This is a genomic window from Nocardioides sp. SYSU D00065, assembly GCF_017916425.1.
GTDB lineage: Bacteria > Actinomycetota > Actinomycetes > Propionibacteriales > Nocardioidaceae > Nocardioides.
In genome coordinates, this window is the sequence record NZ_JAFMSX010000003.1 from 70,398 (window position 1) to 94,722 (window position 24,325).

Genomic DNA, 24,325 nt, shown 5'->3' on the forward strand with positions numbered 1-24,325 from the left:
ACGCCGCACGCTGTTGGCCATCCGGCTCCCGCGTCGTCGTCCATCGGGCCATTTCCGTCGAACGGGAGATCCGCGTGATCCGTCGTACCGTTGCGGCCGCCGCTGCCACCAGCGTCGCTGCCGCCCTGCTCGTGCCGTGGGGAACGGCTGCCACCGCAGCCGAGGTCTCCCCCGGCGACCTGAAGCCAGCGGATTCCTCGCCGGCGAAGGCACTCGAGAAGGGCACCGTGCTCGAGCTCGGCACCGCCAAGCGTGCCGAGACCTACATCGTCCAGCTGGAGGCGCCGGCCGTGCCGACGCGGCACCTGGCCGACGAGCGGACCCTCGCCCGCGCGGCCGACTCGGAGTCGGCCTACCGCGGGGAGCTGCGCTCCGAGCAGTCGGAGCTGGTGTCCTCCATCTCCCGGATCACCGGCGGCGAGGCGCGCGTGCTCTACCGCTACACCGAGGCGCTGAACGGCATCGCGGTGCAGCTGACGCGCTCGCAGGCCCAGCGGGTCGCGCGCGTCGACGGGGTCGCTGCCGTGCAGGTCGACTTCACCCGCGAGCTCACCACCGACAAGGGCCCGGAGTGGATCGGCGCCCCCACCGTCTGGGACGGCTCCACCGTCCCCGCCGGCTTCGAGGGCAACAAGGGTGAGGGCGTCATCGTCGGCATCCTGGACTCCGGCCTGAACCCGGCCAACCCCTCGTTCGCCGACACGGTGCCGGAGGAGGAGGGCGGCGACGGCTACGACCACACCAACCCCCTCGGCTCGGGCAACTACCTGGGCATGTGCGACCCGGCGAGCAGCCAGTACGTCGCCGACTGGGGCTGCAACGACAAACTGATCGGCTACTGGAACTTCGAGAACCCCGCCGCCGGCGGCAACCCGTTCGACGACCCGTACGACGACGACGGCCACGGCAGCCACACCGGCAGCACCACCGCCGGCAACCAGGTGGAGGCGACCGCCTACTCGGCGCGCGGCACCGAGCACGAGTTCTCGGTGACCTCGACGATCAAGGGCGTCGCCCCGCACGCCAACATCATCGGCTACGACGTGTGCGACGGCGGCTGCCAGGGCTACTCGATCCTGGCCTCGATCAACCAGGCGATTCTCGACGGCGTCGACGTCATCAACTACTCGATCGGCTCGTCCGCGCCGTCCAACCCGTGGAGCGACCAGGACGCCGTCGGCTTCCTCAACGCACGCGCCGCAGGCATCCACGTGGCGACCTCGGCCGGCAACGACGGCCCCGGTGCGGCCACGCTCGGCAGCCCCGGCGACGTGCCGTGGATGACGACGGTCGGCGCGACCACGCACGACCGCAAGTACGTCGCCTCCGTGACCGACATCGCCGCCGGCGCCGCCACTCTCGGCGACCTGGCCGGCGCCGGTCTGGCCGGTCCGACCGACGGCTCGTACCGGGTGGTCTACGCCGGCGCCGCGCCCTACAACAACCCGCAGTGCGGCCTGCCGCCGGACAGCGAGCCGGCAGGCACCTTCCCCGCCGGCACCGACCTGTCCGGCCTCATCGTCATCTGCGACCGCGGCGGCAACGGGCGCGTCGAGAAGGGCGAGAACCTCGCGGAGCTCGGCGCCGAGGGCATGATCCTCGTCAACGACCAGGCCAGCGGTACCTCGCTCAACGGCGACGCGCACGCCCTCCCGGCGGCGCACCTCACCTATGCCGACGGCCAGGCCCTCAAGGCGTTCGTCGCCGCCAACCCCACGACCACCGCAGCCCTGTCCGGCTCGATCGCGGACATCGACGACGCCAACGGCGACATCATGGCGGCGTTCTCCAGCCGCGGACCGAACCGCGCGCTGTCGTCGATCAGCCCGTCCGTCTCCGCTCCCGGCGTGGACATCCTCGCGGCCGCCGGCGCTCGCAACAGCGTCGAGTGGCACTTCATCTCCGGCACGTCGATGGCCAGCCCGCACACGGCCGGCGCCCTGACGCTGCTCGAGGGCATGCAGGACCAGCTCCCGGCTGCCGAGCAGTGGACTCCGGCCGAGGCGCAGTCGGCGCTCATGACGACCGCTGAGCGGGACATCACCGACTCCGACGGCACCGAGGCGGACTGGTTCGACATGGGCTCGGGCCGCATCGAACTGCGCCGGGCCGCCAAGGCCGGTCTCGTCCTCGACGAGGACCTCGCCGGCTACCGGGCCGCGGACCCCGCCAGCGGCGGCGACGTACGAGCGCTCAACACCGCGAGCATGGCCGACGACGAGTGCCTGCAGACCTGCGAGTGGACCCGTACGTTCACCGGCACCGCGACCGGTGTCGGCACGTGGACGGTCTCGGTGGAGGAGCTCTCCGAGGGACTCACGCTCGACACGGACGTCGACACCATCGCCCTGACCGACGGCGGCACCGACGACGTCACCGTCACCGCGGAGGTCGCTCCCGGCACCCCGACCGACGAGTGGCTCTTCGGCACGCTGGTCCTGACGCCGCCGGCCGGGTCGGCGGCTCCCGTCGCGCACCTGCCGGTCGGCGTGCTGCCCTCTCCGGGCGTCCTGCCCACCTCGATCGACATCACGACCCGCCGGGACGCCGGCTCTCAGGTCGAGACGGACCTCGAGGCCATCGCGGTCTCGGACCTCCAGGTCGACGCCAGCGGCCTGGTCCCGGAGGACCGCACCGCGCTGTCCATCGTCGAGGACTCGACCAACACCGACGCCTTCGACGGCAACGGCACCGTGGTGACCAACGTCGAGGTGCCGGCGGGCGCCACCAGCCTGATCGCCGAGCTGCAGGAGCCCACGGCGCCCGACTTCGACCTCTACGTCGGCACGGGCGCGGTGTCCGAGGCGAACATGATCGAGATGAGCGCCAGCGCGGGCTCGAACGAGCGCGTCCAGATCGCGAACCCGGAAGCGGGGACCTACTGGGTCCTGGTGCAGAACTGGGAGGCGTCCTCGGCGGGTGGTACCGACACCACCGACCTGGTGACGGCGGTCGTGGCCGGCGACCAGGGCAACCTGCGGGCCGAGGGCCCGGACGGACCCATCCCGGCGGCCACCCCGTTCGACATCCGCACGTTCTGGGACGAGCCGGACATGGAGGCGGGCCAGACCTGGCACGGCACCCTGACGCTCGGCAGCTCGGCGGCCAGCCCCGGCGACATCGGCGTCATCCCGGTGACGGTCGACCGGGTCGCCGACGACGTGACCAAGACGGCGGACCGCACGGAGGCGGTGCCGGGCGACACGATCACCTACACCGTCGACGTCGCACCCAACGTGACGCGCGAGGATCTGCGCTACACCATCACCGACACGCTGCCCGCCGGCACGACGTACGTCGAGGGCTCCGCCACCAACGGCGCCGTCTTCGAGGACGGCGTGGTCTCGTGGGCCGGTGACCTCGGGTCCACCTACGGGCAGGACGGCAACTACACCTTCACGACCAGCGCCGATGACCCGTCCTGCACCACCCCGTTCGGTCCGGGTTACCTGGACCTCGCCGCGCTCCCGCAGGCGTTCCAGCCCGACCCCGACGTCACGGGCGACTCGACGGCCTTCACCGCCTACGCCTCGAAGACGTACGGGCTCTACGGGGAGAATTACCAGGGCCTGACCTACACCGACGACGGCTTCCTGGTGTACGACGCGACGACCAACTACGACGGCGAGGTCTACACCGCGCAGGCGGTCCCCGACCCGATGGCGCCGAACAACGTGGCGGCGATGCTGTGGCAGGACATGGAGTTCCGCTACGACGCCGCGTCCGGTGCCGGTGTGACCGTGGTCGGCGTCGGAGGTGGTGACACCGCGATCGTCGAGTACGACAACATGCGCTACTACGGCGACACCGCCGGTCGGTTCGGATCGCTCGACATGCAGGTCTTCGCGTTCGCCGGGAGCAGCGACCTGGTGTTCGCCTACGACAACATCACCGCCGGTCCGCTGCTCGGGAGCGACCCCGACGCCCCCGTCACCATCGGCACCGAGAACGCCGACGGCACGGTCGGAGCCGCGCTCGTCAACACGGGCGACGCGAGCACCGTCCTGCAGGACGACCTCGTGGTGTGCGCCAGCTACGCCGAGCCGGAGGCCGAGGGTGCGAGCTTCAGCTACCAGGTCACCGTCGACGCCACCGTGGGCGACATGGACCTGACCAACAAGGTCGTCCACACGACCGACGACCCGGGCGCCAAGCCCGCGTCGTCGAGCCACACCGTGGCGATCAAGGGCTCCGCGGCGTCGACCGACGTCGCCCTGGCGCTCGACCCGACCACCATCGGGACCGGTGGCACCACCACCGCCTCGGCGTCGGTGTTCGGCACGGGAGCCTCGACCCCGACCGGCGAGGTGCAGTTTTTGGTGGGTGACCGGGTTGCCGGCACCGGCACGCTCGACGCGTCGGGCAAGGCGACGGCGACGCTGTCCGGCTTCCCGAGCGCAGGGACGTTCCCCGTGACCGCGACGTACCTCGGCGACACCGCCAACGCGGCCGCGACCTCAGCGCCGGTCAACCTCGTCGTCAGGGCCGGCAGCGCGCCGGTCGACAAGCTGGCGCCGAAGATCGGCACGAAGATGGTCAAGCCGGTGGAGGTGGGCAACCGCGTCCGCCTGCGGGTGACCGTGCGAGCGCGCGACATCGTCCCGTCGGGGACGGTCCGCGTCGTCGTCCGCGGCGCCGGCAAGGTCAAGACCTACACCGAGACGCTGAGCGACAGGGGCCGGGCCAAGGTCAAGCTCCCGACGTTCCGCAAGACCGGCAAGGTGACGGTCAAGGTCCTCTACTCCGGCGACGCCGCGGTGGAGTCCGGGACCAAGAGGATCAAGTTCCGGGTCGTCGACCGAAGCTCCGTCCGATGATGTGACCGCTCCACGAAGGGGCCGTCGGCGCGCACGCGCCGACGGCCCCTTCGTTCATCTGCGGCATGCTGGCCACGTGTCCGGACTCCGTACGCTGCTCGCCGCGACCGCGTGCGGGCTCGCGCTGACCGGCTGCGGCGGCGCGAACACACCTCCCCCGACACAGGAGACCGCCGTGGACGAGAGCCCCTCCCCCAGTCCGAGCACCGGCCGGTCCCCCGACGTGGACGCCTCGGTGAAGGACCTCGCCGACTCGCTCGGCGTCGATGCGGACGGCATCGAGCTCGTCTCCGTGGAGCAGGTCACGTGGCGCAACGGCAGCCGCGGGTGCGCCCGGCCCGGCGAGGCGTACACCCAGGCGCTGGTCAACGGCCGGCGAATCACCCTCCGCGTGGGCGGGCGCACCTACGAGTACCACTCCGGCGGCTCCCGCCCGCCGACGCTCTGCGAGAAGCCGACCGAGTAGCTCCCCGAGCGGTGCGCCACCCACATCCGCGCGCGTACGGATGTGGCCCAGCCACCGCCCAACCCCCGGACCAGGCCACCGCGCGCCCCAGCGGTGCCCGACCCACATCTCAGCGCCGGCGAATGTGGCTGGGCCACCCCCAACCCCCCGACCAGGCCACCGCGCGCCCCAGCGGTGCCCCACCCACATCCGAGGGCCCTCGAATGTGGCTCAGCCACCGCTCAACCAGGGGACCGGACCACCGAACGCCCCAGCGGTGCGCCACCCACATCACCGCACGTACGAATGTGGCTCGGCCACCGCCCAACCCCCCGACCAGGCCACCGCCCGCCCCAGCGGTGCCCCACCCACATCCCAGCGCCAGCGAATGTGGCTGGGCCACCGCCCAACCCCCGCGCCCGGGACGGGCGGGCCAGGACGCACGACGGCCCGCCGCCTCCGCAGAGGCGACGGGCCGTCGGGTGGTGCGTGGAGCCGGCGGTCAGGAGGGAACGACGTTGAGGGCCACCGTGGCGGACACCTCGTCGTGCAGCTTGACCGACACCTCGTGGGAGCCGAGCGACTTGATCGGGTTGGCGACCACGATCGTGCGGCGGTCGACCTTCTCGCCCGACACCTCGGCGATCGCGTCGGCGATCTCGGAGGTGGTGACGGCGCCGAACAGGCGGCCGCCCTCGCCGGCGCGGACCTTCACGTTGACCGCGTTGGCCTCGAGCTTGGTCTTGATCTCCTGCGCGTGGCTCTCGTCGCGGGCAGCGCGGGAGGCGCGGGCGGTCTTGATCGACTCGATGGTCTTCTCACCACCGCGGGTCCAGCGGATGCCGAGACCACGGGGAACGAGGTAGTTGCGGCCGTAGCCGTCCTTGACCTCGACCACGTCGCCGGGGGCGCCGAGGCCGTCGACTTCCTGGGTCAGGATGAGCTTCATGTCCCGTGCTCCTCTCAGCGACCGGTGGACGTGTAGGGCAGCAGCGCGAGCTCGCGCGCGTTCTTGACGGCGATGGCCACGTCGCGCTGGTGCTGGACGCAGTTGCCGGTCACGCGACGGGCGCGGATCTTGCCACGGTCGGAGATGAACTTGCGGAGCAGCGTGGTGTCCTTGTAGTCGACACCGGTCGCCTTTTCCTTGCAGAACTGGCAAACCTTCTTCTTGGGCTTGCGCAGAATTGCCTTGGCCATTGTGGTGCTCCCTTTCAGTGAGCCCGGCCCTGAAGGCAATCAGGGACGGAATGGAATGTGTGTTGGAACTAGAACGGGGGCTCGTCGTTGCCGCCGCTGACCCCGGGCGTGGCCCACGGGTCGTTGGCCGGCGCGGACTGACCGCCACCGGAGGACTGGGACTGACCGCCCCAGCCGCCGCCACCCTGGGAGGGCGCCGGGCTGGCCCACGGGTCGTCGGCCGGCGCGGACTGACCGCCACCGCCCGAGTAGCCGCCGCCACCGCCGCCGCCGGAGTAGCCGCCACCGCCGCCGGACCGGGTCGTCTTGGTGACCTTGGCCGAGGCGTTGCGCAGCGACGGGCCCACCTCCTCGACGTCGATCTCGAAGACGGTGCGCTTCTCACCCTCGCGGGTCTCGTACTGACGCGACTTGAGACGACCCTGCACGATCACGCGCATGCCCCGCTGCAGGGACTCGGCGACGTTCTCCGCGGCCTGGCGCCACACAGCGCAGGAGAGGAACAGCGTGTCGCCGTCCTTCCACTCGTTGCTCTGCCGGTCGAAGGTGCGCGGCGTCGAGGCGATCCGGAAGTTGGCCACGGGAGCCCCCGAGGGGGTGAACCGCAGCTCCGGGTCGTCGACGAGGTTGCCGATCACGGTGATGGTGGTCTCGCCTGCCATGTCAGGTCTCCTCAGAATGTCCTGCTGCTGTCCTGTTGATCCGGGGGTGCTCCCGGCGTACTGCCATCAAACAGGCAGCGACCGACAGCGTGAAGGGTCTTTCCACAGACGCCCGAGAGGGCATCAGTGAGCGTCGGGACGCATGACCTTCGTGCGCAGGATCGACTCGTTCAGCGTGAGCTGGCGGTCGAACTCCTTGACCGTCGCGGGCTCGGCCGTCAGGTTGATGACGGCGTAGATGCCCTCGGCGTTCTTCTTGATCTCGTACGCCATCCGGCGACGACCCCACACGTCGAGCGACTCGATCGAGCCACCGTCCTTGCGGATCACGTTGAGGTACTTGTCGAGCGACGGCTCGATGGTGCGCTCGTCGAGACTCGGGTCGAGGATGACCATCACTTCATAGGCACGCATAGCGGTCTCCACCTCCTCTGGGCTAGAGCGGCCACGGGCTCTCCGTGGCAGGAGGACTGTGCGTTCGCGACGCGCGACATCGGTGGCGCGGCGCGGTCACCCGAAGGCAACCGGGGAAGGCTACCAGCGCCGTGGCCCCCGCCCGGAATCGTCATACGCCGGCGACGCACTGCCCTGTGGACGGGCGCCGCGCGCCGCCTCGCCGGGACTAGCGTCGAGGAGTGGCGGCAGTGATCTCCCTCCGAACCTCCGCGGTGGTCGCGGGGCGCTACGTCCTGCTCGACCAGGTCGGCACCGGCGGCATGGGGTCGGTCTGGCGCGCCCGCGACGCGCGCACCGGTCGCGTCGTGGCGGTCAAGGTCCTCGGGCGCCACAGCGCCGCGCTGCTGGCGCGCTTCGTGCGCGAGCAGGCGATCCGGGTGCGGCACCCGCACGTCGTGGCACCGCACGGGTGGGCGGCGGAAGACGACCTGGTCGTGCTTGCCATGGAGCTCGTGCCCGGCGGCTCGGTCGCGGACCTGCTGCGCGAGCACGGTCCCCTCGACGCCGGGACGGCGGGCGTCCTCGTGGAACAGCTCCTAATGGGGCTGGCAGCCGTGCACGCGGCCGGCCTGGTGCACCGCGACGTCAAACCGGCCAACCTGCTGCTCGAGGCGACCGGGGACGGGCCGCCGCACCTGCGCCTCGGCGACTTCGGGGTGGCGGCGCCGATCGCCGACCGGCGGTTCACGACGGTGCCGGGAGCCATCGGCACCGACGGCTACATGGCCCCCGAGCAGGCGCGCGGCGCTCCGCCGGAGCCGACGCAGGACCTCTACGCGGTGGGCCGGGTCGCGCTCGAGCTCGTCACCGGTCTGCCCCCGCCCGGCCAGCGGGAGATCGGGTCCCACCCGCTGCGGCCGCTGGTCGACCGGCTGCTGGTCGCCGACCCCGAGCAGCGCATCGCCACCGCCGAGGCGGCGCTGCGGCTGCTCCGGCGCCTGCACCTGCCCGACGCCCACCACCCCCACGTGCCCGACCGGCTTGGGCCCGCGCCGCGACGACGTACGTCCTCGCCCGCACACCGCGACGTCGACTGGGTCGGGTGGTCGGCGTTCGCGGCGCTGCTCGGCGTGGTCGCCGGGTGTCTGTGCGTCCTCCTAGGGTGGAGGCCATGACGACCCCCCTCGCCGTCGGCGCCCACGTCGCGCAGGACGACCCGATCGCCGAGGCGATCGCCCGCCAGACCACGCTGGTGCAGTTCTTCCTGGGCGACCCGCAGGGCTACAAGGGTCCGGAGATCCGCTACGCCGGCGGCGCCGAGGCACTGCGGGCGGCGGCCGAGGAGGCCGGCGTCGACCTCTACGTCCACGCCCCCTACATCGTCAACGTGGCCACCACGAACAACCGGATCCGGATCCCGAGCCGCAAGCTGCTCCAGCAGCACATGGACGCAGCCGCCGAGATCGGGGCCAAGGGCCTCATCGTGCACGGCGGCCACGTCAACAAGAGCGACGACCCCGCCGTCGGCTTCGACAACTGGCGCAAGGCCATCGACGCGACCGACCTCAAGATCCCGCTGCTCGTCGAGAACACGGCGGGCGGCGACAACGCCATGGCCCGCCACCTCGACCGGATCGCCGGCGTGTGGGACGCCATCTCCTCGGCCGACGGCTCGGACCGGGTCGGGTTCTGCCTCGACACCTGCCACGCCTGGGCGGGCGGCATCGAGCTGGGCGACGCCGTCGAGAAGGTGCGCGCGATCACCGGCCGGATCGACCTCGTCCACGCCAACGACTCGCGAGACGGCTTCGGCTCCGGTGCCGACCGCCACGCCAACTTCGGGCAGGGGCACTTGCCCGCCGACGAGTTCGCTGCAGTGGTGCGCGAGGCCGGCGCGCCGGTCGTCTGCGAGACCCCCGGCGGCGCGGCCGAGCACCTGGCCGACTTCGCCTGGCTGCGCGAGCACCTCTGACGCGTCCCGTCAGCGGGCGGGCTCCGCAGTGACCACGACGTTGCTGCGGTAGACCGTGCCGTCCCAGTCCTCGCAGGTGATCAGGACCAGGCGTCCCGGTCCGGTGGGGCGGAACACGCGGGCGTTGTCGCGGGCGAGCTGGGCACGTCCCATGACGCGGACCGACCGGACGTCGTACGACAGGCGCCGGCTGTCGACGACGACGTGCACCCGGTCACCGCGCTGCAGCTGCTCGAGGTCGTCGAAGGCTCCGCCGCCGGCGTGCACGGTGTGCCCGGTGAGCACGGTGGTGCCCGTCCGGCTGCCGGGGCGGGCTCCTCCGGACCACCAGCCCACGCGGCGCGGGTCGGCGGGCGGGTCGAGCGCGCCGTCGACGGCCGCGATCGGGGTGACGGCGGCACGCACGCCGAGCGCGGGTACGACCACCTGGCGCGGCATCGCCGCCCCGGTCTCGCGGGCCCGTGCCGTCGCCTGCACGGCGGGAACAGGTCGGGCGAGGCTCTCCGCGACCTGAGGTGAGGGAGCCGGCTGCGACCTCAGGCTCACGAGGACGCCGGACACGATCAGCGCCGGTGCGGCCAGCGCCGCCCCCAGGTGGAGGAGGCGCTGGCCGCGTCGGGACGTGGTCGGCTCAGCCACGGGCCCGTCGGGTCCACGCGAGCCGGGCGGCGACGCCGCCGAGCATGACCAGCAGCAGCCCGAGGAGGGTGATCTCGGTCGCGCCGATGGCGGCGGTCGTGCCGGCGGCACCGGCGTTCACGGCGGTCGGCAGTCCCGCGGTCGACCGGCTCTGCTCGCCCAGGGCGGTGGCGTCGGACACTGCCTCCTCGCCGAGCACCTCGGCGTCGGAGTACAGCGGCGACTCCGAGACCGCGGCCGGGGTAGGCGTGGCGGTGGCGGTGGCGGCCGGGTTGCCCGGCGCGTGGGGATTGCCCGGCGCGTGGGGGTTGCCCGGCGTCTGGGGGTTGCCGGGTGTGTGCGGGTCCGTCGCGACCTCCGTGCCCGGGACCGGCGCCTCGCACCCCTGCACCCAGAACACCTTCGACTTGGTGTCGTTGCCGTTCGAGCGCGGCGTGCTGACCGTGAGCTTCACGTGGTAGCCCTGCTTGGGGTGCGGAGCGCCGGTGAAGGACAGCGTGTAGGCCTGCTGCCCGTCGAGGCCGGTGGGCGTACCGGCTCCGCTGGCCGGGTCGCCTCCCACGAAGACCTGCGCCGGACCGTCGACCGTCATGCCAACGCCGGTCGTGGGTGCGTGCTCGGCGAAGGCGACGGTCGAGACGATGTCCGCGCCCTCGTCGAAGCCGTACCACTCGACCTGGAAGGTGCAGCCGGGGTGCGGCGTGTTGTCCGGGATGCCGTCCAGCTCGCCGAGGGGGGCGATCTTCACCGTGCCGTTGTTGCCGGCGGGGTCACCGTTGCTCGGGCCGGGGTTCTGGTTCGCGTTGCTCTGGCCGTTCCCGTTGGGCTGACCGTTGCCGTTCCCCTGACCCTGGCCGTCGCCGTTGCCGTTGCTGTTACCCGACCCGTTGCCGTTGCCCTGCCCCTTGCCCGGACCGTTGCCCTGGCCCTGGCCCTGGCCCTGGCCGTTGTTGTGGCCGTTGTTGTGGCCGTTGCCCGAACCGTTGCTGTTGCCGGGGCCGTTGCCGTTGCCCTGGCCGTTCCCCTGACCCTGGCCGTTGCCCTGGCCGTTCCCCGGACCCTGCCCGTGACCCTGCCCGTTGCCGGGGTCCTGTGCGGCCGGCGGCGCCTGCGGCGCGTGCGGAGCCGGCGTGGGCGCGCCGGGCGGCTCGGACGTGTGCGCCGGAGGGTTGCCCCCGTTGAGCCCGTTCGCGGCGCCGTTGCCAGCGCCGTTGCCAGCGCCGTTGCCAGCGCCGTTGCTCTGCCCGTTGCTCTGCCCGTTGCCGGGGTCGGCCACCGCCGGCCCGGCGTGGACCAGGCCGACCCCCAGGCTGCTGCCGACGGTGAGGATGGCCGCCGCGGCGAGTCGCGCCCCCGGCCGGGTGTGGTGACCGGTCGAGCGAGACGTGGATCCCATGATGTGTCCTCCCTGTGACCCGGCGCGGACGCCGGGTTCGATGAACGTGGCGCTCGGCCCAGCCGTCCCTCCCGAGCGGACCGACGCAGGCTTCGTGCAGCCTTCAACTACGCCGTCTCGGCCCGGGTTACGCGCCCCCACCCCGTCGGGTGGAGCGGCACCACCCTTCGAGGTAGCGGGCGGCTCGAGAAAAGTCCGGCGCTCGATGCAACCGTTCCCGGTGCACGTGCGTCTGTACTGACGAGGGGACCAGACACGTACGGGGGTCGTGTCTGGTCCCTTGTAGCGTGTCCGGGGTGACGACCCCCCTGACGCTGCGCCCCATCTCCGCGCAGGAGCACCGCGACTTCATCGCCGGCAGGTCGTCCGCGAGCTTCCTGCAGACGCCCGCGTGGGCGAGCGTGAAGGCGGAGTGGAAGGCCGAGTCGATCGGCTGGGTGCGCGGCGACCAGCTGGTCGGTGCGGGACTGGTGCTCTACCGCCAGCTGCCGAAGGTGCGGCGCTACCTCGCCTACCTTCCCGAGGGCCCGGTGATCGACTGGACCACCGACGACCTCGCGGCCTGGCTGGCGCCGATGGTGGCGCACCTGAGGAAGCAGGGCGCCTTCGCGGTGCGGATGGGACCGCCCGTGGTCACCCGCCGCTGGTCGGCCGAGCAGGTGAAGGCCGGCATCGCCGACGAGTCCGTGCGGCGGCTCGGCGACGTGCCCCCGCTGGAGCGCTCTCAGGACGGCGCCCGCGTCGTCGCGCAGCTCCACGAGCTGGGCTGGCAGCACCAGTCGGCCGAGGGCGGCTTCTCCGCCGGCCAGCCGCAGTTCAACTTCCAGATCCCGCTGGTCGGGGCGGACGGCAGCCCGCGCACGGAGGCCGACGTGCTGGCGGGAATGAACCAGCTCTGGCGCCGCAACATCAAGAAGGCCGACAAGGCCGGCGTCGAGGTCTCGCTCGGCGAGCGGACCGACCTCAAGGCCTTCCACGACCTCTACGCGCACACCGCCGAGCGCGACCGCTTCACGCCGCGACCGCTGTCCTACTTCGAGACGATGTACGACGCGCTCGACGCCGAGGACCCCGACCGGATCCAGCTGTGGCTGGCCCGCCACGAGAACGACCTCGTCGCCGCCACCATCGCGATCCGCGTCGGCACCCACGCGTGGTACTCCTACGGCGCCTCCTCGACGGAGAAGCGCGACGTGCGCGGGTCGAACGCCGTGCAGTGGGCGATGATCCGCCACGCCCTCGACGCCGGCGCCCACGTCTACGACCTGCGTGGCATCACCGAGACCCTGGACGCCGACGACCCGCACGTCGGACTGATCCAGTTCAAGGTCGGCACGGGCGGGCAGGCCGTGGAGCACGCCGGCGAGTGGGACCAGCCGGTCAATCGGGCCATCTACAAGGCGTTCCAGCTCTACCTCGCACGGAGAGGGTGAGCCGCGGATGAGCCTGACCCTCACCGTCGACGGCGAGCGCTGGCGCTCGCACCTGCTCGCGACGGTCGCCAAGGCGCCGGGCATCGTCCCGGTGGCGAAGGGCAACGGCTACGGCCTCACCCTCGCGCGGCTGGCCCGGCGGGCGCAGTGGCTCGCCGAGCACGCCGACAGCACCGGCGCACCGCTCGACCTGCTCGCGGTCGGCACCTACGACGAGGTCGACCAGGTCGCCACCCGCTACGACGGCGACCTGCTGGTCATGACGCCGTGGCGACCCTTCGGCGCGGCGCTCGAGCTCGACGAGCGGCTCGCCGGGCGCGTGGTGCACACGGTCAGCCGCCCCGAGGACCTTGCCGGTCTGCGGGCCCGCGACCCGCGGGCCCGGTTCGTGCTGGAGCAGCTGACCTCGATGCGGCGTCACGGCATGACCCGGCGCGACCTGGCCGCCGCGGCGCACCAGCTGCACGACGAGCACGGCGGGGGGCACCGCAGCGGCCTGCGGGGGGTCGCCATGCACCTGCCGCTCAACACCAGCTCGCACCTCGGAGAGGCGCGGCGCCTCATCAACGACGTGGTCGCCTCAGGCCTGCCGACCCGCACGGTGTTCGTCTCGCACCTCACCCACGCCGAGCTCGCCGAGCTGGCGGCGACCTACCCCGACTTCACCGTACGACCGCGCATCGGCACCGGCCTGTGGCTCGGCGATCGGGGCGCCCTCCGCGTGAGCGCCACGGTGCTCGACGTCCACGCCGTCGACCGGGGCGACGTCTTCGGCTACCGGGGCCGCACCGCGCCCAAAAGCGGGCACATCGTCGTGGTGAGCGGCGGCACCGCGCACGGCATCGGGCTCGAGGCGCCGACCGGCGACCAGTCCCTCAAGGCGCGGGCGGCCACGCTGGCACGCGGCGGGCTCGACGCGGTCGGGTTCGTCCGCTCCCCGTTCAGCATCGACGGCAAGCAGCGGCTCTTCGCCGAGCCGCCGCACATGCAGGCCTCGATGCTCTTCGTGCCCTCAGGCGCCCGGGTGCCGCGCGTCGGTGAGGACATCGACGTCCGGGTCCGGTTCACCGCGACCGACGTCGATCGCGTCGTCGTCGTCTGAGTCGTCGTCTGAGTCGTCGTCTGAGGCGCCGTCGTCTGAGGCGTCGCGGACCACCGCGACGACGAGCCACAGCAGCCCGGCGACGCGGAGCACGACCGCGAGCCAGTAGGCGCGCAGGTCGTCGGTGACCGTCGGCACCAGCGCGTTGCCGACGTACCACCCGGTGATCACCCAGCTGATGAGGTGAAGCCCCTGCCACACGAGCAGGTCGCGCCACCGGCGTACGGCGATCGCGGCCAGCGGCAGCGCCAGCAGGGCGTGCTCCGGCGGGGCGGACGGGGCCACGGCCAGCGCCGCCGCCATGACGACCAGGCCGGCGCGGGCGCTGGTGCGGACCGTGGGTCGCCCGGCTCGCCGCACCAGCCACCACACGACACCGCCGGCACCGGCCAGCACGGCCAGCTGCACCGCAGCGCGCGTCGCCGTCGAGGTGCCGACGGCGGCCTGCTGCAGCAGCAGCCAGACGGACCCGGTGTCGGGCTCCTCGACCCTGGCCCGTCCCGGCGCGGAGATCACGACGTACGTCGCCGCGGCCGCGAGCAGGGCGTCGACCCGGTCCCGGAGCCGGCCGCCGACCGCCACCACGCCCAGGAGCACCACCGCGACGGGCAGGGCGAACGCTGCTGCCACGCCGGCTCCGATGCCGGCCACCCAGCCGCGGCCCGAGGCCCACCCCCACAGCAGGACCGCGACGCCCGCGGCGGCCACGAGGTCCCAGGACAGCCAGTGCACCAGCAGCACCGGGGACAGCGCCCACCCGGCGGCGGCCCACGGCCGGCTCGCATCGACGCGGACGAGGAGGACGGTCGTCAGCAACGCCAGCGCCGCGAGCAGGACGGCCAGGCCGGCTGTCGTCGCCACCGTCCCGCCGCCGGGGAAGAGGCCGGCCAGCCGCTCGAGCCAGGTCGCGACGGTCGGCGGGGAGCCGGCGTCGGCCGACGTGCCCGCGAGGTCGGACCAGCACAGCTGCGCGAACGGCTGGTCCTGACGTCCCCACCCCGACGGGACGCAGGCGGACTTGCTCAGCATGCCGGCCGACAGCACGACGGCCGTGAGGCCCAGCAGCGCCCGCTGGGCGCTCCACCACGGATGCCCGCCCGCGTGGTCGCCGAGCGGCCCGCCGACGATCTCCGACATCGCCGCCGCGACCGGGTCGGTGCGCGTCGGTGCCTCGCGGTCGTGCGCCACGGTCAGGGTCGGGCGTCGACAGCGGGTCGCCGCAGCTGCATGCGCGCCGTCGGCGTGGCCGTGGCGGTGGGTGTCGCCGTCGGGACCGGGGTCGTGGGGACGGGGTCGGTCGGCACCGGAGTCGTCGGCACCGGGGTCGTCGGGACCGGCGTCGTCGGCGTCGGGGTCGTCGGTGTCTGGGTCGGCGTCGGTGTCTGGGTCGGAGTCGGCGTCTGGGTCGGCACGCCGCCGGTCTCGGTCGGGCGGTTGGTCGGCCGCGGCGGAGGCGGAGGCGGCGAGGAGGTGGTGGTCGGCGGCGCGACGTACTCGTGCCCGTCGTCGGGCGCGTCGCCGTCGACGAACACGGGCTCGGGGAACTCCTCGACCTCCATGCCCTCCATCACGCGCTGCATGATCGCGGTCCAGGTCTTGGCCGGGTAGTTGCCGCCGAAGTAGCCCGAGCGCCCGTCGCTGCTGGTGGGCAGCCACAGGTCGGCGCCGTCGGGCCGCGGCACGTCGAGCCCATCGCGACCGCGGCCGCGCACGTACATCACCGCCGTGGAGATCTGCGGCGTCATGCCGACGAACCAGGAGGAGGACACCTCGTCGTCGGCGTTGGTCGCGGTGCCGGTCTTGCCGGCGGCCGGTCGCGCGAGGGCGAGCGCCTCGGTGCCCGAGCCGGAGCTGACGACCTGCTGGAGGGCGTACGTCACGTCGGCGGCGATGTCGGGGTCGACGGTCTGCTTGCTGCGCTCCTTGGCCTCGTAGAGGACCTTGCCGTCCTTGTCGACGACCTTCTGCAGCACGTGCACCTCGTTGCGGGTGCCGCCGTTGGCCAAGGTGGCGTATGCGTTGGCCATGTTGATCGGGCTCACCTGGGCGGTGCCGAGCGTCACGCCGACTTCGTTCTTGAGGTCGATCGACTTGCGCGGGATGCCCCAGCGCTCGGGCTCGTTGCCGGGGATGCCGAGGTCCTCGGCGGCCTGGATGACCTTCTGCGGGCCGTCCTCCATGGAGTCGACCATGTCGACGAAGGCGGTGTTCACCGAGTTCTCGGTGGCGCTGAGCATCGAGACCGCGGAGCCGTAGTCGGTGTCGCCCTGGTTGCCGAACTCGGTGCCGGCGATGTCGATCGGGCTGTTGCCCTCGAAGGTGTCGTAAAGGGAGAAGCCGTCGCGGATGGCCGCGACGTCGGTGGCCGCCTTCATCGTCGAGCCGGCCATGCCGCCGGCCACCGCCCAGTTGATCTGCGAGTCGAGGTAGTTCTGACCGCCGTAGAAGCCGAGCAGCTCGCCGGTCCGGGTGTCGACGGTCGCGGCGCCGACGTGCAGGTCGGCGTCGCCGACCGGTCCGGGCATGCCCGCGTCGGGGCGCTGCTCGACGACCGCCTCCTCGACGTCGGCCATCACCTGCGGGTCGAACGTGGTGGTGATCCGCAGCCCGCCGCCATCGATCTCGTCCTCGCTGGCGATCCCGCGGTCGAGGATCTCCTGCTTGACCAGCGCGAGCATGTGACCGCGCTGGCCGCCGTACTGGCTCTGGGCCTCGACCTTCGGGAACTTGGGCAGCCGCTTGATGGCGGTGTCGCGCTCCTCGCTGGTGATCGTGCCCATCTCGGCCATGCTGTCGAGGACGTAGGCGTAGCGGCCCTTGAGGTCCTGCTTGGCCTCCTTGCCGTTGGCCGGGTCGTACTGCGAGGGGTTGTTGAGCACGGTGGCGAGCACCGCGGACTCCCGCAGGCTGAGGTCCTTGGCGTCGTGGTCGAAGTACGCCTTGGCAGCGGCCTGGATGCCGTAGGCGCCCCGGCCGAAGTAGATGGTGTTGAGGTAGCCCTCGAGCACCTCGGACTTGCTGAGCTGCTGCTGGATCTTGAGCGAGACGATCGCTTCCTTGATCTTGCGCTTGTAGCTCTGCTCGCTGGTGAGGTAGAGGATCTTGACGTACTGCTGGGTGATGGTGGACGCACCCTGGCGGGCGTTGCCGCGGGCGTTGGAGAACAGGGCGCGCACGATGCCCTTGGGGTCGATGCCCTTGTCGGTCCAGAACGTCTGGTTCTCGGCGGCGACGACCGCGTCCTGCATGGTCTGGGGCATCTCCGAGAGCGGGATCGACTCGCGGTTCTGCTCGTCGTAGTAGGTGCCGAGCTGCTGCTCGCCGTCGCGGTAGTAGACGAACGTGGTCTGCGCCTGGAACGCCGAGTTGGGTGTCGGGATGCTGATCGCCTGGTAGAGCACCACCACGATGCCGGCCATCACGAGGGCGCCGACGACCCCGAGGATCGCGAGCACCTTGACGACCTTGGCCGCCCGCTGGCGCGGCGTGCGCCGGGGCTGGGGGCGTCGGGTCTGGGCCTTGCCGACGGCCCTCCGCTTCTTCGCACTCACCGGGCAAGCGTAAACGGGGCACCGCGCCAACCCGGATTCGTCATCGGCGGATATATCGCTACGATAGGTCGCATGGCACGCCGTGGTGACACCATCGAGCTCGCGGTCCTCGGACTGCTGCACGAGGGACCCATGCACGGCTACGAGCTGCGCAAGCGCCTCAACCTGATGCTGGGCTGGGGTCGCGTGCTGTCCTACGGCTCGCTCTACCCGGCGCTGAAGAAGATGCTCCGCGCCAACCTCATCACCGAGGTCGCCGCCACCACGACCACGACGAGCCGTCGACCCCGGATCGTGTACGAGGTGACCGAGGCGGGCAATGCGGAGTTCCAGCGCCTCATGTCCGAGGTCGGGCCCACGGCGTGGGAGGACGACAACTTCGACATCCGGTTCGCGTTCTTCTCCTCCACCGACATGGAGATCCGTCTTCGCGTCCTGGAGGGGCGTCGCTCGCGGCTCCAGGAGCGGCTCGCCCGGGTCCAGGCCGAGCTGGCCCGCACCCAGGCGGAGGTCGACCGCTACGCCGGCGAGCTCCAGCGCCACGGCGTGGAGTCGGTGGAGCGCGAGGTCCGGTGGCTCTCCGACCTCATCCGGGCCGAGCGCGGCGACCAGGCACCCGCACCACACGACGCCACCGGCGTCCCGTCGACGACCGACTGACCAACCAGCCAACAGACCAGCAGACCTGCAGACCAGCAGTCAGAGAGAAGGGGAGCCCGATGGGTTCGGTACGAGTAGGCATCGTGGGAGTCGGCAACTGCGCCACCTCCCTCGTCCAGGGCGTTGAGTACTACAAGGACGCGGACCCGTCGGCGACCGTGCCGGGTCTCATGCACGTCGTCTTCGGCGACTACCACGTCAAGGACGTCGAGTTCGTCGTGGCGTTCGACGTCGACGACAAGAAGGTGGGCAAGGACCTCTCCGAGGCCATCAACGCCTCCGAGAACAACACCATCAAGATCGCCGACGTGCCCACCCTCGGCGTCGAGGTCAAGCGCGGCCCGACCCTCGACGGCCTCGGCAAGTACTACCGCCAGACCATCGAGGAGTCCGGCGCCGAGCCGGTCGACGTCGTGCAGGCGCTCAAGGACGCCGAGGTCGACGTCCTCGTGTCCTACCTCCCGGTGGGCTCGGAGGAGGCCGACAAGTTCTACGCCCAGTGCGCCATCGACGCGGGCGTGGCCTTCGTCAACGCCCTCCCCGTCTTCATCGCCTCCGACCCGGTGTGGGCCAAGAAGTTCGAGGACGCGGGCGTCCCGATCGTCGGCGACGACATCAAGAGCCAGGTCGGCGCGACCATCACCCACCGCGTGATGGCCAAGCTGTTCGAGGACCGCGGCGTGGCGCTGGACCGCACGTACCAGCTCAACGTCGGCGGCAACATGGACTTCAAGAACATGCTCGAGCGCGACCGCCTGGAGTCCAAGAAGGTCTCCAAGACCCAGGCCGTGACGTCGAACCTCAAGGGCGAGCTGGCCGACAAGGTCAGCGACCGCAACGTCCACATCGGCCCGTCCGACTACGTCGCGTGGCTCGACGACCGCAAGTGGGCCTACGTCCGCCTCGAGGGTCGCGCCTTCGGTGACGTCCCGCTCAACCTCGAGTACAAGCTCGAGGTCTGGGACTCGCCCAACTCGGCCGGCATCATCATCGACGCGGTCCGCGCCGCCAAGATCGCCAAGGACCGCGGCATCGGCGGCCCGATCCTGCCCGCGTCGGCCTACCTGATGAAGTCCCCGCCGGTGCAGATGGCCGACGAGACCGGCCGCGCCGAGCTCGAGAAGTTCATCCGGGGCGACGTCGAGGCCTGACGCCCGCCAGCACCCCAGCAGCACCCCAGCAGCACCACGACGGCCCCGCAGGTCCGCACCCGGACCTGCGGGGCCGTCGGCGTACCTCCCGTCCGCTATCCGGGGCCTGCGACGTCAAGCCGTCCGGAGGATAGAAGCGGTTCTCCAGGGGTACGTCCCTTCTCCGGGCTGGAGACGCCGGCTCCGGTGGAGGGAGATCGACATGCGGCTTTCCCAGATGGCGGTCGCGGCTCTCGCCGCGTGCCTGCTCGCCGGCTGCGCGCAGGGGACCGGGGACTCCGAGGAGACGACGGACGTCTCCTTCGACAGCAGCGCGGAGCTCAGCGGCGAGGTCGAGGTGATGGGCTTCGGTGCGGGCGACGAGATCGCGACCGTCCGGCTCGACCGGGCCGAGGAGGCGCTCGGCGCCGACGTCGATGTCACGCTCGTCGAGGGCGACCTCGACATCCAGCAGTTCCTCTCCTCGGTCGCCTCGGGCGAGCCGCCCGCGCTGGTGTACGCCGAGCGCAGCCAGATCGGCACCTTCGCCTCGCGCGGCGCGGTCGTCCCGCTGACCGACTGCATCGAGGGCGAGGGCATCGACACCTCGGTCTTCCGCGAGTCCGCGCTCGGCGAGGTCACCTTCGACGACGAGGTCTACGGCATCCCCGAGTTCAACGTCGTCCAGCTCACCCAGGCCAACGCCGACCTCCTCGAGCAGTCCGGGCACACCATCGAGGACGTCAACGGCTCCGACTGGGACGCCGTGCTCGCGGCCAACCAGGACCTCATGAAGGTGGAGGGCAACAACCTCACCACCATCGGCTACGACAGCAAGCTGCCGGAGTTCCTCCCGCTCTGGGCCAAGGCCAACGGTGCCGACCTGATCTCGGAGGACGGTCGCACCGCGCAGCTCGACGACCCGGCCGTGGTCGAGGCGCTCGAGTTCGCCGTGTCGGTCTACGACGCTCAGGGCGGGTTCGGCGAGGTGAAGGCGCTGCGCGACTCCGCCGACTTCTTCGGCGACGGCAACCAGTTCGCGAGCGGCACTCTCGGCGCCATGCCGATGGAGCAGTGGTACGTCAGCGTGCTCAACGACGTGTCCCCCGACGCACCCATGGCCTTCGACACCGTGCGCGACCTGCAGGGCGAGCCGCTCGCCTGGGCGTCGGGTTCCGCCTGGGCCATCCCCAAGGGCAGCCCGAACCCCGAGGCGGCCTGCCGCATGGCTCGCGTGATGACCGAGACCGACTCGTGGATCGCGGCCGCCGAGGAGCGGGTGCGGCTGCGCGAGGAGAGCGGCGGCCTGTTCACCGGCATCCTCACCGCCAACGAGGAGGCCGACGAGGCGGTGCGCGAGATGGCGCCGACCGACGGCGACTCCGTGTGGTCAGAGGCGGTCGCAGCGATGTACGAGGCCAACGAGCACACGTTCGCCATGCCCGCCAACCCGGCCGGCGACGAGTTCGAGCAGGCCTGGCAGGACGAGGTCAACAAGGTGCTCAACGGTGACAAGGAGCCGGCCGAGGCGCTGGCCGACGCGCAGGCGACCGCCCAGGAGGCACTCGACGAGGCGTGGGCGAGCTGGGACGAGAAGTGAGCGTGGCGGCTCCCGCGCGCCGCAGGAGCAGCGGCCGCGTCGCGTTGCTGTTCATCAGCCCCTGGCTGATCGGGTTCGCCGTCTTTATGGCGTACCCCGTCCTCTACACCGTCTACCTGTCGCTGACCGACTACGACGTCATCAACGACCCGACGTTCGTGGGCCTGGACAACTACCGCGAGCTGATGGGCGACGAGAAGGTCGTCCTGGCGATGCGCAACACGTTCGTCTACACGGCGATGGCCGTGCCGGCGCAGCTGGCGATCTCCCTCGCGCTGGCGCTGCTCCTGCAGCGGGCGGGGCGGGCGGCCGGCTTCTTCCGCACCGCGTTCTTCCTGCCCAAGATGACGCCGCCGGTGGCCGTCGGCGTCCTCCTGCTGCTCCTGCTCAACGGGCAGAGCGGCCTGGTCAACGAGTTTCTCGCCTGGTTCGGCATCGACGGGCCCAACTGGACCACGGACGCTGCCTGGGTCAAGCCCGGGCTCGTGCTGATGTCGCTATGGACGGTGGGCTCGTCGGTGATCATCCTGCTGGCCGCCCTGCAGGAGGTCCCCGAGGAGCTCCTCGACGCCGCCCGCGTCGACGGGGCCGGCTGGTGGAAGCGGCTGTGGCACGTCGTGCTGCCGATCATCAGCCCGGCCATCTACTTCATCGTCGTGGTCGACACCATCGCCTCGCTGCAGTCCTTCACCGAGGCGTACACCGCGTTCTTCGGCGCCGGCAACACGACGTACAGCAACGACGCCGCCCTCTTCTACGCCATCTACCTGTTCCAGCAGGCCTTCGAGTTCCTGCACATGGGCTACGCCTCGGCGCTGGCCATGCTGCTCTTCCTCGTCGTGATGCTCGTGACCGCGCTGCAGGTGCTCCTCAGCCGGCGGCTGGTCCACTACACCGGAGACCGCGCATGAGCACCCTGGACCGAGCCGGCCAGGTCGGCGACACCGGCTCGCCGATCGTCCCGGACGCCACGGCGGCACGACCCACCCCTCGACCGCGCCCGCAGGCGAGCCGCCCCCGGGGCCGAACCGGCCGCGTGGTGGTGGGCGCGCTGTTGGTGCTGTTCACCATCGCGTTCGTCTACCCGTTCGTGTGGCTGGTCAGCGCCTCGCTCAAGCCGCGCAGCGACGTCTTCGACAACCGGCTCATCCCGGAGACGCTGACCTTCGACAACTACATCGAGGTCTGGAACGCCGCGCCGATGGCCGCGTGGCTGCTCAACACCGCCTTCGTCACCGTGATGGCGACCATCACCGTGACCATGTCGAGCGCCCTGGTGGCGTGGGGCTTCGCGCGCTACCGCTTCCGGGGACGCAACCTGCTCTTCGGGCTGGTCCTGGCCTCGATGATGATCCCCGGCGCCGCCACCATGATCCCGACCTACCTGATCTGGGACTCCCTCGGCATGGTCGGCACCCTCACCCCGCTGTGGGCGGGCAACGTGTTCGGCACGGCGTTCTACATCTTCCTGCTCCGCCAGTTCTTCCTCGGCCTGCCGACCGAGCTGTTCGACGCCGCGGAGATGGACGGCGCCGGGCACTGGCGGGTGTTCTGGCACATCGCGCTGCCGCTGACCCGGCCAGCCCTCGTCGTGGTGGCGCTGTTCGAGTTCCAGGCGGCGTGGACCGACCTGATGCGCGGGCTGATCTACCTGCGCGACCGCGAGGACTTCACCGTGCCGCGCGGGCTGAAGTCGATGCTGGACCAGTTCGGCTTCGGCGGCGAGTGGCACTGGGAGCTGGTCGTCACCGCGAGCGTCATCACGACAGTGCCGATGATCGTGGTGTTCTTCCTGGGCCAGAAGCAGATCATCCAGGGCGTCGCCAGCACGGGGACCAAGGGCTAGACCGGGTCACGCCCCGCGGTCGGCCCACCAGGCGCGCAGCGCCGCCTCGGCCCGCTCGGGCGACTGCGGCCCCTCGTCCATCCGCAGCTCGAGCAGGAAGCGGTAGGCCGCGCCGACCTCCGGGCCCGGCCCGATGCCGAGCACCTCCATGATGCGGGTGCCGTCGAGGTCCGGCCGGATCGCGGCCAGCTCCTCCTCCTCGCCGAGACGCGCGATGCGCTCCTCGAGGGAGTCGTAGGTGCGTCGCAGGCGGTCGGCCTTGCGCTGGTTGCGGGTCGTGCAGTCGGCGCGCGTGAGGATGTGCAGCCGCTCGAGCTGGTCGCCGGCGTCGCGCACGTAGCGACGTACGGCGCTGTCGGTCCACTCCCCCGACCCGTAGCCGTGGAAGCGCAGGTGGAGCTCGACGAGCCGCGACACCGCCTCGATGTCGGAGTTGGAGAAGCGCAGCGCCTGCATGCGCTTGCGCGTCAGCTTGGCGCCCACGACGTCGTGGTGGTGGAAGGTGACCACCCCGCCGGGCTCGAAGCGCCGCGTCCGCGGCTTGCCGACGTCGTGCATCAGGGCCGCGAACCGCGAGACGAAGTCCGGCCCGCCACCGAGCCGGTGCTCGAGCTCGATCGACTGCTCGAGCACGGTGAGGGTGTGCTCGTAGACGTCCTTGTGGCGGTGGTGCTCGTCGCGCTCGAGCGCCAGGGCGGGCAGCTCGGGCAGGACGTACGCCGCCAGCCCGGTGTCGACGAGCAGCGTGAGACCGAGTCTGGGGTGGGGCGCGCACACCAGCTTGACCAGCTCGTCGCGCACCCGCTCGGCGGAGATGATCTCGATGCGCCCGGCCATCGCGGTCATCGCCTCGACCACGTCCGGCGCGACCGCGAAGCCGAGCTGCGCGGCGAACCGGGCCGCGCGCATCATGCGCAGCGGGTCGTCGCTGAAGGAGTCCTCGGGCCGGCCCGGGGTGCGCAGCACCCGCTCGGCGAGGTCGACGATCCCGCCGAAGTGGTCCACGAACTCGCGGCCCGGCACCCGCACCGCCATCGCGTTGACCGTGAAGTCGCGCCGGCCCAGGTCGCCGGCGAGGGTGTCGCCGAAGTCGACGTCGGGCTTGCGCGAGGACGGGTCGTAGGTCTCGGAGCGGTAGGTGGTGATCTCGACCTGCCACGGACCCTTGCGGCAGCCGATGGTGCCGAAGGCGCGACCCATGTCCCACACGGCGTCGGCCCAGCCGGAGACCAGTCGCTCGGTCACCTCGGGACGGGCGGACGTGGTGAAGTCGAGGTCCTGCTGGAGGCGGCCGATCATTGCGTCGCGGACCGGGCCGCCCACGAGGGCGAGCTCTTCACCGGCGGCGGCGAACAGCTCCCCGAGCTCGTCGATGACCGAGCCGATGCGCGCCAGCTCGGTGGCGACGCGGCTTTGGATCTCGACGATCGTGAGCGGTTGCAGGGCAGCGTCGGACACGACGGGCCAGTCTACGTC

At 71.6% G+C, this 24,325-nt stretch carries 20 protein-coding genes; 11 read left to right on the plus strand and 9 right to left on the minus strand.

All coding sequences use genetic code 11. From position 1 onward, the window contains the following. Window positions 1-74 precede the first annotated feature (74 nt). Both J3P41_RS13840 and J3P41_RS13845 read left to right on the plus strand, forming a co-directional pair. A complete protein-coding gene (locus tag J3P41_RS13840) occupies window positions 75-4,817 on the plus strand; it encodes a S8 family serine peptidase (protein ID WP_210650962.1) in 4,743 nt (1,580 codons plus the stop codon). Between the two features lie 76 nt (window positions 4,818-4,893). Beyond that, window positions 4,894-5,283, plus strand: coding sequence for a hypothetical protein (locus tag J3P41_RS13845; RefSeq protein ID WP_210650963.1), 390 nt, complete (start codon window positions 4,894-4,896; stop codon window positions 5,281-5,283). Window positions 5,284-5,764: 481 nt separating this feature from the next. Here the strand turns inward: J3P41_RS13845 and rplI are convergent, their stop codons facing one another. The 4 genes from rplI to rpsF form a co-directional block, all read right to left on the minus strand. Further along, entirely contained in the window at window positions 5,765-6,211 is a 447-nt protein-coding gene (rplI, locus tag J3P41_RS13850; RefSeq protein WP_210650964.1) for a 50S ribosomal protein L9, read from the minus strand. A 14-nt stretch (window positions 6,212-6,225) separates the two neighbouring features. After that, window positions 6,226-6,462: a 30S ribosomal protein S18 gene (gene rpsR, locus J3P41_RS13855; protein ID WP_056603689.1), complete on the minus strand. Its 237-nt coding sequence runs from the start codon at window positions 6,460-6,462 to the stop codon at window positions 6,226-6,228. Window positions 6,463-6,530: 68 nt separating this feature from the next. Beyond that, entirely contained in the window at window positions 6,531-7,124 is a 594-nt protein-coding gene (locus J3P41_RS13860) for a single-stranded DNA-binding protein (protein WP_210650965.1), read from the minus strand. A 123-nt stretch (window positions 7,125-7,247) separates the two neighbouring features. After that, the gene (gene rpsF / locus J3P41_RS13865; RefSeq protein ID WP_210439315.1) at window positions 7,248-7,538 is read right to left on the minus strand and encodes a 30S ribosomal protein S6; all 291 of its coding nucleotides are present in this window, start codon (window positions 7,536-7,538) and stop codon (window positions 7,248-7,250) included. A 230-nt stretch (window positions 7,539-7,768) separates the two neighbouring features. Between rpsF and J3P41_RS13870 the strand changes: the two genes are divergently transcribed. Continuing rightward, entirely contained in the window at window positions 7,769-8,695 is a 927-nt protein-coding gene (locus J3P41_RS13870; protein ID WP_307861994.1) for a serine/threonine-protein kinase, read from the plus strand. Then, window positions 8,692-9,492, plus strand: a complete 801-nt coding sequence (locus J3P41_RS13875) for a deoxyribonuclease IV (protein ID WP_210650966.1) — start codon at window positions 8,692-8,694, stop codon at window positions 9,490-9,492. Before J3P41_RS13870 ends, J3P41_RS13875 begins: the two co-directional genes overlap by 4 nt. A 9-nt stretch (window positions 9,493-9,501) precedes the next feature. On the opposite strand, the gene J3P41_RS13880 is transcribed toward J3P41_RS13875, so the two are convergent. Together J3P41_RS13880 and J3P41_RS13885 are read right to left on the minus strand one after the other, a co-directional pair. Then, window positions 9,502-10,131, minus strand: coding sequence for a class F sortase (locus J3P41_RS13880; protein WP_307861995.1), 630 nt, complete (start codon window positions 10,129-10,131; stop codon window positions 9,502-9,504). Then, the gene (locus tag J3P41_RS13885; RefSeq protein ID WP_210650967.1) at window positions 10,124-11,527 is read right to left on the minus strand and encodes a hypothetical protein; all 1,404 of its coding nucleotides are present in this window, start codon (window positions 11,525-11,527) and stop codon (window positions 10,124-10,126) included. Before J3P41_RS13885 ends, J3P41_RS13880 begins: the two co-directional genes overlap by 8 nt. A gap of 296 nt (window positions 11,528-11,823) precedes the next feature. On the opposite strand from J3P41_RS13885, the gene J3P41_RS13890 reads away from it, so the two are divergent. Together J3P41_RS13890 and J3P41_RS13895 are read left to right on the plus strand one after the other, a co-directional pair. Continuing rightward, window positions 11,824-12,960: a peptidoglycan bridge formation glycyltransferase FemA/FemB family protein gene (locus J3P41_RS13890; protein ID WP_307861996.1), complete on the plus strand. Its 1,137-nt coding sequence runs from the start codon at window positions 11,824-11,826 to the stop codon at window positions 12,958-12,960. A gap of 7 nt (window positions 12,961-12,967) precedes the next feature. Then, window positions 12,968-14,062 (plus strand): alanine racemase, encoded by a 1,095-nt coding sequence (locus J3P41_RS13895; RefSeq protein WP_210650968.1) that lies wholly within the window; start codon window positions 12,968-12,970, stop codon window positions 14,060-14,062. Here J3P41_RS13895 and J3P41_RS13900 read toward each other — a convergent pair. Continuing rightward, window positions 13,973-15,250: a hypothetical protein gene (locus J3P41_RS13900; RefSeq protein ID WP_210650969.1), complete on the minus strand. Its 1,278-nt coding sequence runs from the start codon at window positions 15,248-15,250 to the stop codon at window positions 13,973-13,975. The genes J3P41_RS13895 and J3P41_RS13900 overlap by 90 nt on opposite strands. A 2-nt stretch (window positions 15,251-15,252) precedes the next feature. Beyond that, complete coding sequence (locus J3P41_RS13905; protein ID WP_307861997.1) at window positions 15,253-17,613, minus strand: transglycosylase domain-containing protein; 2,361 nt, start codon at window positions 17,611-17,613, stop codon at window positions 15,253-15,255. Window positions 17,614-17,685: 72 nt separating this feature from the next. Here J3P41_RS13905 and J3P41_RS13910 point away from each other — a divergent pair, with 72 nt between their 5' ends. The 5 genes from J3P41_RS13910 to J3P41_RS13930 all read left to right on the plus strand — a co-directional run bounded on the left by J3P41_RS13910 (window position 17,686) and on the right by J3P41_RS13930 (window position 22,849). Beyond that, window positions 17,686-18,273 carry a PadR family transcriptional regulator gene (locus J3P41_RS13910; protein ID WP_210650970.1) on the plus strand — a complete coding sequence of 196 codons (588 nt, stop codon included), beginning with the start codon at window positions 17,686-17,688 and terminating at the stop codon, window positions 18,271-18,273. Window positions 18,274-18,332: 59 nt separating this feature from the next. Further along, a complete protein-coding gene (locus J3P41_RS13915; RefSeq protein WP_210650971.1) occupies window positions 18,333-19,424 on the plus strand; it encodes an inositol-3-phosphate synthase in 1,092 nt (363 codons plus the stop codon). Window positions 19,425-19,626: 202 nt separating this feature from the next. Next, the gene (locus tag J3P41_RS13920; protein WP_210650972.1) at window positions 19,627-21,003 is read left to right on the plus strand and encodes an extracellular solute-binding protein; all 1,377 of its coding nucleotides are present in this window, start codon (window positions 19,627-19,629) and stop codon (window positions 21,001-21,003) included. A gap of 2 nt (window positions 21,004-21,005) precedes the next feature. Continuing rightward, entirely contained in the window at window positions 21,006-21,914 is a 909-nt protein-coding gene (locus J3P41_RS13925) for a carbohydrate ABC transporter permease (protein WP_210650973.1), read from the plus strand. Beyond that, window positions 21,911-22,849 carry a carbohydrate ABC transporter permease gene (locus J3P41_RS13930; RefSeq protein ID WP_210650974.1) on the plus strand — a complete coding sequence of 313 codons (939 nt, stop codon included), beginning with the start codon at window positions 21,911-21,913 and terminating at the stop codon, window positions 22,847-22,849. The genes J3P41_RS13925 and J3P41_RS13930 overlap by 4 nt, the downstream gene beginning before the upstream one ends. Window positions 22,850-22,855: 6 nt before the next feature. On the opposite strand, the gene J3P41_RS13935 is transcribed toward J3P41_RS13930, so the two are convergent. Then, window positions 22,856-24,307 (minus strand): CCA tRNA nucleotidyltransferase, encoded by a 1,452-nt coding sequence (locus J3P41_RS13935; protein ID WP_210650975.1) that lies wholly within the window; start codon window positions 24,305-24,307, stop codon window positions 22,856-22,858. Window positions 24,308-24,325: the final 18 nt, after the last annotated feature.